At 72.3% G+C, this 9,468-nt stretch carries 10 protein-coding genes and 1 pseudogene; 9 read left to right on the plus strand and 2 right to left on the minus strand.

What is annotated here, in order from left to right; translation table 11 throughout:
• Nucleotides 1-103: 103 nt before the first annotated feature.
• Nucleotides 104-920: pseudogene (locus ACFY1H_RS45115) on the plus strand (nitronate monooxygenase).
• A gap of 69 nt (nucleotides 921-989) precedes the next feature.
• On the opposite strand, the gene ACFY1H_RS45120 reads toward ACFY1H_RS45115, so the two are convergent.
• Both ACFY1H_RS45120 and ACFY1H_RS45125 read right to left on the minus strand, forming a co-directional pair.
• Nucleotides 990-1,796, minus strand: a complete 807-nt coding sequence (locus ACFY1H_RS45120) for a S1 family peptidase (protein WP_386956222.1) — start codon at nucleotides 1,794-1,796, stop codon at nucleotides 990-992.
• A gap of 142 nt (nucleotides 1,797-1,938) precedes the next feature.
• Complete coding sequence (locus ACFY1H_RS45125) at nucleotides 1,939-3,162, minus strand: APC family permease (protein WP_386956223.1); 1,224 nt, start codon at nucleotides 3,160-3,162, stop codon at nucleotides 1,939-1,941.
• Between the two features lie 123 nt (nucleotides 3,163-3,285).
• Here ACFY1H_RS45125 and ACFY1H_RS45130 point away from each other — a divergent pair, with 123 nt between their 5' ends.
• The 8 genes from ACFY1H_RS45130 (at nucleotide 3,286) to ACFY1H_RS45165 (ending at nucleotide 9,305) form a co-directional block, all read left to right on the plus strand.
• Nucleotides 3,286-3,666 (plus strand): DoxX family protein, encoded by a 381-nt coding sequence (locus tag ACFY1H_RS45130; protein ID WP_386956224.1) that lies wholly within the window; start codon nucleotides 3,286-3,288, stop codon nucleotides 3,664-3,666.
• A gap of 124 nt (nucleotides 3,667-3,790) precedes the next feature.
• Nucleotides 3,791-4,909 (plus strand): TIGR03364 family FAD-dependent oxidoreductase, encoded by a 1,119-nt coding sequence (locus ACFY1H_RS45135; RefSeq protein WP_386956225.1) that lies wholly within the window; start codon nucleotides 3,791-3,793, stop codon nucleotides 4,907-4,909.
• On the plus strand, nucleotides 4,906-5,574 hold the full coding sequence (locus ACFY1H_RS45140; protein WP_386956226.1) for a phosphonatase-like hydrolase: 669 nt from the start codon (nucleotides 4,906-4,908) through the stop codon (nucleotides 5,572-5,574). The genes ACFY1H_RS45135 and ACFY1H_RS45140 overlap by 4 nt, the downstream gene beginning before the upstream one ends.
• A 184-nt stretch (nucleotides 5,575-5,758) precedes the next feature.
• Nucleotides 5,759-6,172, plus strand: coding sequence for a hypothetical protein (locus tag ACFY1H_RS45145; protein ID WP_386956227.1), 414 nt, complete (start codon nucleotides 5,759-5,761; stop codon nucleotides 6,170-6,172).
• A 41-nt stretch (nucleotides 6,173-6,213) separates the two neighbouring features.
• Nucleotides 6,214-6,720: a hypothetical protein gene (locus ACFY1H_RS45150; protein ID WP_366583378.1), complete on the plus strand. Its 507-nt coding sequence runs from the start codon at nucleotides 6,214-6,216 to the stop codon at nucleotides 6,718-6,720.
• Between the two features lie 178 nt (nucleotides 6,721-6,898).
• Nucleotides 6,899-7,336, plus strand: coding sequence for an SRPBCC family protein (locus ACFY1H_RS45155; RefSeq protein ID WP_386956228.1), 438 nt, complete (start codon nucleotides 6,899-6,901; stop codon nucleotides 7,334-7,336).
• Between the two features lie 105 nt (nucleotides 7,337-7,441).
• Nucleotides 7,442-8,878, plus strand: coding sequence for an MFS transporter (locus tag ACFY1H_RS45160; RefSeq protein WP_366583376.1), 1,437 nt, complete (start codon nucleotides 7,442-7,444; stop codon nucleotides 8,876-8,878).
• A 1-nt stretch (nucleotide 8,879) separates the two neighbouring features.
• Nucleotides 8,880-9,305, plus strand: a complete 426-nt coding sequence (locus tag ACFY1H_RS45165) for a MarR family winged helix-turn-helix transcriptional regulator (RefSeq protein WP_386956229.1) — start codon at nucleotides 8,880-8,882, stop codon at nucleotides 9,303-9,305.
• Nucleotides 9,306-9,468 lie beyond the last annotated feature (163 nt).

Genomic DNA, 9,468 nt, shown 5'->3' on the forward strand with positions numbered 1-9,468 from the left:
AGCCACTCCGACCGCGACGCCGAGATCACCTGCACCACAACATGATCAACTATCCAGGCAACCAGACCCACACCGGGTTACGAGACATCCCTTAGGAGTGCGCATGCGGACTCCCCTCTGCGACCGGCTGGGCATCGAGCTGCCGATCGTCGGCTTCACGCCGTCGGAGCACGTCGCCGCCGCGATCAGCCGCGCGGGCGGCCTCGGCGTGCTCGGCTGCGTGCGGTTCAACGACGCCGCCGAGCTCGACGCCGTGCTGTCCTGGATGGACGAGAACACCGGCGGAAAGCCGTACGGTGTCGACATCGTGATGCCCGCGAAGATCCCCGCCGAGGGCACCCAGGTCGACCTCACCAAGCTCATCCCCGACGCGCATCGGTCCTTTGTCGACAAAGTGCTGCGCGATCTCGCCGTGCCCCCGCTGCCCGACGACACCGACGAACGCGCCGGCGTGCTCGGCTGGCTCCACTCGGTGGCGCGGTCCCATGTGGACGTCGCGCTCAAGCACCGCATCAGCCTCATCGCCAACGCGCTGGGCTCGCCGCCCGAAGACGTGATCGAGCGCGCGCACGCCGCCGGCGTGCCCGTGGCGGCGCTCGCGGGCAAGGGTGAGCACGCGGCCCGCCACGTCGCGCGCGGCGTGGATCTCGTGGTGGCGCAAGGATACGAGGCCGGCGGGCACACCGGCGAGATCGCGTCGATGGTGCTGGTGCCGGAGATCGTCGACGCCGTCGGCGCGCGGGTGCCCGTGCTCGCGGCAACACAACCGCATCCACGCCGCGGACGACCCGACGGTGGTCTCGATGCCGGTCGGCCAGATCGTCGGCCGTATGGACCGCGTCCGCCCGGTGGCCGACGTGATGGCGGACCTGGTGAGCGGCCACGAGGAAACGTTGGCACGACTAGACAAGACGCGCTGAAGCGGTCTGGTCTCGAAGCGCCGGAGAACGGCGCACCGCCTCGGCGGCACGCCGTCTCCGTCAGGCGAGTCAGATCTTCGAAGCCGCCGAGGCGATTGCGCTGGCGAAGGTGGTCACCTCGGTGTACACGCCGGGTGCGTGGGCGCGGGCGCAGCCGGTGCCCCAGCTCGTGATGCCGACCTGGACCCAGTCGCCGGCGGTGTCGCGGCGGAACAGGGGGCCGCCGGAGTCGCCTTGGCAGGTGTCGACGCCGCCGGCGGAGACGTTGCCCGCGCAGATTTCCGCGTTGGCGATGAGGCCGGAGTAGTCGCCGCCCTGGGCTTTGCACGTCGAGTCGCTGACGAAGGGCACCTGGGCCTTCAGCAGGTAACGCTGTTGCGCGCCGCCCTCGGTCGCGGCGCCCCAGCCCGCGATGGTGAACGTGCCGGTGTTCAGGGAAGCGCTGGACGCGAGCGGCAGCGTCGGGACGCCGGAGACGGGGCTCGCGAGCTTGATCAGCGCCCAGTCACCGCCGGTCGTGTCGTACGTGGTTGAGCGGTAGACATAGCTGGAGCGCACCTTCTTCGCGCTGGAGCTCTGCAAGTCGACCACGCCGAGCGTCGCCGTGATCGAGGAGTTCGAGCCGGTGCGCGTGACGCAGTGGGCGGCGGTGAGCACGATCTGCGGCGTGTACAGCGCGCCGCCGCAGCCCATGGAAAGCCTTACCATCCAAGGGAACTCGCCTTGCGCTGCCCGGCTGCCGCCCACCACCTGGGTGCCGTTCGTCGATGGCGGCGGGCCGGCCACGGCGGGGGTCGCGAGTCCGACCGCGGCGGCCAGCGCCGTGACGCCGACGAGAGCTTTTCCGAGCAGGGTGAACCGTCTCTTGAAGGTCATGCGGGAATCCGTCCTTCCGGTGTCCACAAGGGAACGGGGATACGGGGAGTGATGACTCGACTACACCAGACCCCGGTCAACCGGACAACCGACTTTCTTCGGATCTTTCGGGCGAACGGTCCCCTCGTGCCACAGAACCGGTTCAGTGCCGGGCAGTTCGCCTCCGCACGGCGTAGGCCAGCGCCCCGAGCGCCAGCGCCGCGCACCCCGCCACCACCGAAGGCCACGGCAGGCTGAACGCCAGCACCGCGCACCCCGCGAGCCCCAGCACGGCGACGAACCGCGGCGCCGGGTTCTCGTCCGCCCGCAGCCGCAACGCCGCCGCGTTGGCGATCGCGTAGTACGCCAGCACCGCGAACGACGAAAACCCGATCGCCCCACGGAGATCCACCGTCGTGGCGAGCACGGCCACCACCACGCCGACCGCCAGTTCCGCCCGCTGCGGCACCTCGAACCGCGGGTGCACCACGGCGAGCCCGCGCGGCAGGTACCCGTCACGGGCCATCGCCAGCGTCGTGCGCGAGACACCGAGCACGAGCGCCAGCAACGAGCCCAGCGACGCCAGCGTCGCGCCGGCCCGCACGACCGGTGAGAGCCACGGCGCGGCCGCCTCCGCGATCGGGTCCGGGCTCGCCGCCAGCCGTTGCGGCCCGAGCGTGAGCAGCAACGCGACGGCGACCACGGCGTAGACCACCAGCGTCAGCCCGAGAGCGAGCGGGATGGCCCGCGGAATGGTCCGCGCGGGGTCCCGTACCTCCTCCCCGAGCGTGGCCAGGCGCGCGTATCCGGCGAACGCGAAGAACAGCAGCCCCGCCGCCGTCAGCACCCCGCCACCGTCGAACGGCGTGAACGGCTCGGCCACGAACCCGCCCGACGTCGCGCTCCCGACCGCCACCGCCAACACCACCAGTGTGATCACCACGATCACCCGCGTCGCCAGCGCCGACCGGTGCACCCCGAGGCAGTTGACCCCCGTCACGGCCGCCACGACCCCGACCGCGATCACCGCCCGCCACGGCTGCCCCACCCCGGGCGCCGCGTACGCCACGACCGTCAACGTCATCGCCGCACAGCTCGCCGTCTTGCCGGTGACGAACCCCCAGCCCGCGAGGTACCCCCAGAACTCACCGAGCCGCGCCCGCCCATACACGTACGTGCCGCCCGACTCCGGGTGCCGCGCCGCCAGCCGCGCCGACGACGTCGCGTTGCAGAAGGCGACCACCGCGGCGATCCCCAACGCGGGCAGCAACCCGGCCCCCGCGGCGCCGGCCGCCGGCGCGAACGCCGCGAACACCCCCGCGCCGACCATCGACCCGAGCCCGAGGAACACGGCATCGGTCAGCCCCAGCCGGCGGGCGAGCGGCATGGTGGGTTCCTTTCACCGGGTGCGGGCAGCGACAGCCAACCACAGCGCGGCGCCGAAATCCCTGTGTCACACCTCGCGGCTCTCCCTCGTTCCCCCCGCGACCGCCATTCGAAGGGAGACCCCGTGAACGCCGTACTCTGGGCCGGGCAGATCGTCCTGGCCCTGCTCTTCGCCCTGTCCGGTTCGCTCAAGTCCACGATGTCGCGCGAACGCATGCTCGAAACGGGCCAGACCGGCGCCGCCGCCTACCCGCTGCCGGTGGTGCGGTTCACCGCGATCTGCGAGCTCATCGCCGTGGTCGGATTGATCCTGCCCCAGCTCACGGGCGTCGCGCCGAGCCTGACGGGCTGGGCCGCCGTCGGCCTGGTCGTGGTGATGATCGGGGCGATGGCCATGCACGCGCGGCTCGCGATCGTGCAGCACAAGGCCGCGGAGTGGCGCAACGTCACCGTCAACGCCCTCATCCTCGCCGTCGCGGTGTTCGTCGCCAGCGGACGCCTCTGAGGGAAACCGCGCTGACGCAAACAGCCCCGGGACAAACAACCCCGAGTCACTCCACCCCACATCTTCACTCTCCGTTCCCCACCGCGAAACTCCCCATTCCCACCGCTGAACGACCGTGGCGCTCGTGCGAATCCTCATCGTCGGTGGCGGCGTCCTCGGCACCATGCACGCGTGGCAGGCGATCCACCGCGGCCACGACGTCGTCCACCTCGAACGCGAGCCCGAAGCGCGCGGCGCGTCCGTGCGCAACTTCGGTCTCGTCTGGGTCAGTGGCCGCGCGGACGGCCCGGAGCTCACCACCGCGTTGCGCGCCCGCGAGCTGTGGCAGACGATCGCCGAGCAGACGCCGGCGCTGGGCTTCCGCGCCAACGGCTCGCTCACGGTCCTGCGCACCGAAGCCGAGCGCGCCGTCGCCGAAGCCGCGACCACGAAGGCCGACGCGGCCGAGCGCGGTTTCGAGCTCCTCACCCCGGCCGAGACCCGCCGGCTGAACCCCGCGCTGCGCGGCGACTTCACGGCTGCGCTGTGGTGCGAGCGCGACGCGGCCGTCGAACCCCGCACCGCCCAGCCCGCCCTGCGCGCGGTGCTGCAGAAGACCGGCCGCTACACCTGGCTGCCCGGCCGCGAAGTCCGCACGCTGACCGACACCGGCGTCACCGACGACCACGGTGACCGCCACGAAGGCGACGTCACGATCTTCTGCACCGGCGCGTGGCTCGGCGGACTCGTCCGCGAGCTCGCCGGGGAAATCCCCGTGCGCCGCGTGCGGCTGCAGATGGCGCAGACCGAACCCCTCGGCGAAACGCTGACCACGAGCGTCGCCGACGCCGACAGCTTCCGCTACTACCCGGCCTTCCGCAGCGACGCGCTGGCCGAGCTCGGCCGCACCCAGCCCCAGGGTGACGTCGCCGCCGCCCACGCCATGCAGCTGCTCATGGTCCAGCGCCTCGACGGCTCGCTCACCATCGGCGACACGCACGAGTACGACCAGCCCTTCGGCTTCGACGTCACCGAAGACCCGTACGAGCACCTCGCCGAGGTCGCCGGCGCGCTGCTGGGCCGGCCGCTGCCGCGCATCCGCCGCCGCTGGGCCGGCGTGTACGCCCAGGCCCTCGACCCGGCCGCGATCGTGCACCGGGAACGCTTGGCGGACAACGCTTTCCTCGTCACCGGCCCCGGCGGGCGCGGCATGACGTGCTCGCCCGCGATCGCCGAGGACACCGCGCGGGAGCTGGGCCTGTGACGACCGAGCTGGTCGTGCTGGACCTCGCCGGCACCACCGTCGTCGACGACGGGCTCGTGGTGCGCGCCTTCACCGCGGCGATCGGTGCTGCCGGAGTGCCCGAATCCGACGATCGGTTCCCGGCGATGCTCGCGCACGTGAACGCCACCATGGGCCAGTCGAAGATCACCGTCTTCCGTGCCCTGCTGCCGGTCGAGGACCTCGCGCAGCGCGCCAACGCGGAGTTCGAACGCGCCTATGCCGAGCTCGTCGCGGCGGGGGAGTGCAAGCCCGTGCCCGGCGCGGAGGACGTGATCCGTGGCCTGCGCCACGGCGGCGTGAAAGTCGCGCTGACCACCGGCTTCGCGGCCGTGACGCAGCAGGCGATCCTCGAGGCGCTGGGCTGGCGCGACCTCGCCGACCTCACCCTCGCCCCGGGCGAGGGCCGGCGCGGGCGCCCGTACCCGGACCTCGTGCTGACGGCGGTGCTGCGCCTGGGCGTCACCGACGTGCACAACGTCGCCGTCGCCGGGGATACGCCGTCGGACGTGCGCACCGGGTTGTCCGCGGGCGCGCGCGTGGTGGCGGGGGTGCTGACCGGCGCCGGCACGCGCGCCGAGCTCACCGAGGCCGGGGCGACGCACGTGCTGGACTCCGTGCGCGACCTGCCGGACGTGCTCGACTGAAGTTTCTGCCCCGCCCGTGCAACCACCCCGGCCCGGATTCCGTCCGCACGGTATGCGGACAACGGTGAAAGTCCTGGGTGTGAGCGTTCTGCTGCTTTCGGCCGCGGCGTGCGGCGGAGGGGCCGCGCCGGCGGGACCGGGCCCGTCCAGCGCGGCGCCGACTTCAACCGCGCCGACTTCAACCATGCCGTCTCCGACGACGCCGTCGGTGCCGTCGTCACCCACGCTGCCCCCGCCGATGCCGCTGCCGTCCCCGTCCGGCCCGCCGCAGAGCCGGCCGACGCAGGGCACCGCGCCCGGTGACACGGCACCCGCCGCCGGCCAGCTCGACGCGTCGGCGCTGCCCGCCGGCTACCCCCACGACGTGACGCTCGCGCAGGGCGGCAAGGTCGTGGTGATCCACGCCGAAGAGGGCGGCTGCGACCACATCACGGCCGCCGCCGGCGAGCAGACCGCGCAGCAGGCCGTCGTGATCGTCACGGTCACCAAGGCGCCCCACGGCCAGATGTGCCCCATGCACGTACGCGAGATCTCGCTGCCCGTGCCGCTGGCCGAACCGCTCGGCGGCCGGAAGCTGGTGCTGCGCCCCGGTCCGTGAGCGGATGCAACCGGATGCGGTCCGTGTTCCGTCCTTGATGCATGAGGTACTTGACGAAGCTGGTCGGCACGGGCTTGATCCTCGCCACGGTGACAGCCTGCGGCGCCCAGGCGACCATGGCCACGAACCCCGCGTCCGGAGGCGATTCCGCGGCACCGAGCGGCAGCATCTCGACCTCGCCGTCGTCGGTGCCGAAGCCGCCGCCCAACCCGCCGGGCCGGTCCCGGCTCGAGGTGCCGGCCGGCAGCACGCCGGTGCCCGCGGACAAGGTCGACGCGAAGGCACTGCCGTCGGGCTTCCCGCACGAGGTCTACACCGCCAACGGCGGCACGATCATCAACGTCCGCGCCGAAGAGGGCGGCTGCGGCCACGCCCTCGGCGAGGCGATCGAGCAGACCGCGCAGCACGTGGTGCTGGACCTGAGCGAGACCAAGGCGCAGACCGGTCAGATGTGCACGATGGACCTGCGTTACCCCTACATCTCCGTCGCGCTCGCCGCGCCGCTCGGCGAGCGGACGGTGGTTCTGAAGCAGTCACCGCCTCGGTGACGGCTTCGCCGAGGTCGGCACCGCACGGCTCGTCGGGGGGCACCGGACCGAGCCACCGGCACCGGCACCGGCGATCACCCGGGTGCCACACCCGCACCCGTGGCACCCGGGTGATCTCCACCTTCCCGCCCCGCGTTCGAATCGTGGGCGCACCGGCCGAGCCCTAGGCTCACCGGGCATGGGCACCCGCCAGATCTCGCGCACCGCGGTCGTCGCCGCGTCACCCGAGCAGCTGTTCGACCTGCTCGCCGATCCCGCCAACCACCCGCTGATCGACGGTTCCGGCACGGTCCGCCGCGGCCGCGACGGCGCCCCTTCCCGGCTCTCGCTCGGCGCAAAGTTCGGGATGGACATGAAACTGGGCGCGCCGTACCGGATCAGCAACACCGTGGTGGAGTTCGAGGAGAACCGGCTCATCGCGTGGCGCCACTTCGTGGGTCACCGCTGGCGCTGGCTGCTGGAGCCGGCCGGCGAGGGCAAGACCACCGTGACCGAGACGTTCGACTACTCCACCGCGGCCTCGCCGCTGGCGATCGAGCTGATGGGCTTCCCGAAGCGCAACGCCGACGGCATCGAGAAGACCCTCGCCCGGCTTACGAAGATGTTCCCCGGCTGACCGCAATGCGGCGTGAGCTGTACCGCGTTCGGCGGTAGGCGCGGACAGTTAGTTGTAGTGTGCTAAATGTTAGGATTCTACAACTACCTTGTGTGAAGGGGTACCGTGCCGGAGCTCAGCCGTCGGCGGCGCCAGATCGTGCTGGCGGTCTGCTGCATGAGCCTGTTCATCGTCGGGCTCGACAACACGATCGTGAACCTGGCGCTGCCCTCCATCCAGCACGATCTCGGCGCGTCCGTGTCGAGCCTGCAGTGGACGATCGACGCGTACACGCTCGTGCTCGCGAGCCTGCTCATGCTGTCGGGCTCGACGGCCGACCGGCTCGGGCGGCGGCGCACGTTCCAGACGGGCCTCGTGCTCTTCGGCGTCGGCTCGCTGCTGTGCGGTCTCGCGCCGAGCGTGGGCCTGCTCATCGCGTTCCGCGCGCTGCAGGCCATCGGCGGGTCGATGCTCAACCCGGTGGCGATGTCGATCGTCACCAACACGTTCACGGACCCGAAGGAGCGCGGGCGCGCGATCGGCATGTGGGGCGCCACCATGGGGTTGTCCATGGCCGTGGGTCCGGTGCTGGGCGGGCTTCTCGTGGGCGCGGCCGGCTGGCGCTCGATCTTCTGGATCAACGTGCCGGTCGTCATCGCGGCGGTCGTGCTCACCGCGGTGTTCGTGCCGGAGTCGCGCGCGCCGCGGCCGCGCCGGATCGACCCGGTGGGCCAGCTGCTGGTGATCGTGTTCCTCGCCGGGTTGACCTACGGCATCATCGAGGGCCGCGACGCCGGGTACGGCTCGCCGCAGATCCTCGTCGCGTTCGTGCTCGCCCTGGTCTCGGTGGCCGTGTTCGTGCCGTACGAACGAAGGCGGCGAGACCCGCTGCTGGAGCCGCGGTTCTTCCGCAGCGCACCGTTCTCCGGCGCCACGCTCACGGCGGTGTCCGGCATCGCGGCGATGGCCGGGTTCCTCTTCCTCAACTCGCTCTACCTGCAGGACACCCGCGGCTTCAGCGCCCTGCACGCGGGCCTGCTCACGCTGCCGATGGCCATCATGTGCGCGATCTGCGCGCCCATCTCCGGCCGGCTCGTGGGCACCCGCGGCGCGCGGCTGCCGCTGGTGGGCGCGGGGATCGGCACCGTGATCGGCGCGCTGCTGATGCTCGACCTGTCCTCGACCACACCGCTGTGGCGGCTGATCATCGCCTACGTCGTGTTCGGCATCGGGTTCGGCCTGGTCAACGCCCCGATCACCTACGCGGCGGTGTCCGGCATGCCGCGCTCGCAGGCCGGGGTCGCCGCCGCGATCGCCTCGACGAGCCGCCAGGTCGGCACGTCGCTGGGCGTGGCGGTGATCGGCGCGGTCGTCACCGCTCGCGTGCACGGCCCGTTCGCCGGCGGCCTCGCGGCAGCCAGCCACGCCGGCTGGTGGATCATCGGCGGCTGCGGGTTGCTGGTGCTCGTGCTGGGGCTGGTGACCACCACGCGCTGGGCGTACGCCACGGCGCGGCGCGTGGGCGTCGAAGAGGAAGCCGACTCGGGACTGGTCCGGGCCTGACATGGGCACGGAGTCCGACCTCGAGGTCGCCACCCGCGTGTGGGCCCGCGTGCGCGCGCTGGTGCTCGACCGCCACGAACGCAAGCGTGAAGTGTGCGAAGCGCTCGGCATGAGCTTCATCAAGATCAAGGCGCTGCGCCGGGTCGCGGCCCGGGCGCTGACGATGAGCGAGCTGAGCGAGCAGCTCAACACCGACCGGCCCTACACCACGCACGTCGTGGACGAGCTCGTCCGCCGCGGCCTCGTGCTGCGCGAACCGCACCCCGAGGACCGGCGCAGCCGCGTCGTCACCGTCACGGCCCCCGGCGCCGTGGCCGCGGCCCAGGCCGAGCGCATCCTGGGGGAGCCGCCGAAGTCGATGCTCGCGCTGTCGTCGGCGGAGCTGGCCGAGCTGGACCGCCTGATCGCCCAGGTCGCCGACGACTGACCCGACCACCCCAATGTGGCGTCGGTTGCGGTGAGCGCACCCAATGTGGCGTTGGGGGGGGGGGGGGGCCCCCCCCCCCCCCGGGGGGGGGGGGGGGGGGGGGGGGCGGGCGGGGTTAGGCACGGACCCGTTGGGGGGGGGGGGGGAGGACTGGTTTGGCGTG

The organism is Amycolatopsis sp. NPDC001319, from assembly GCF_042896185.1.
GTDB lineage: Bacteria > Actinomycetota > Actinomycetes > Mycobacteriales > Pseudonocardiaceae > Amycolatopsis.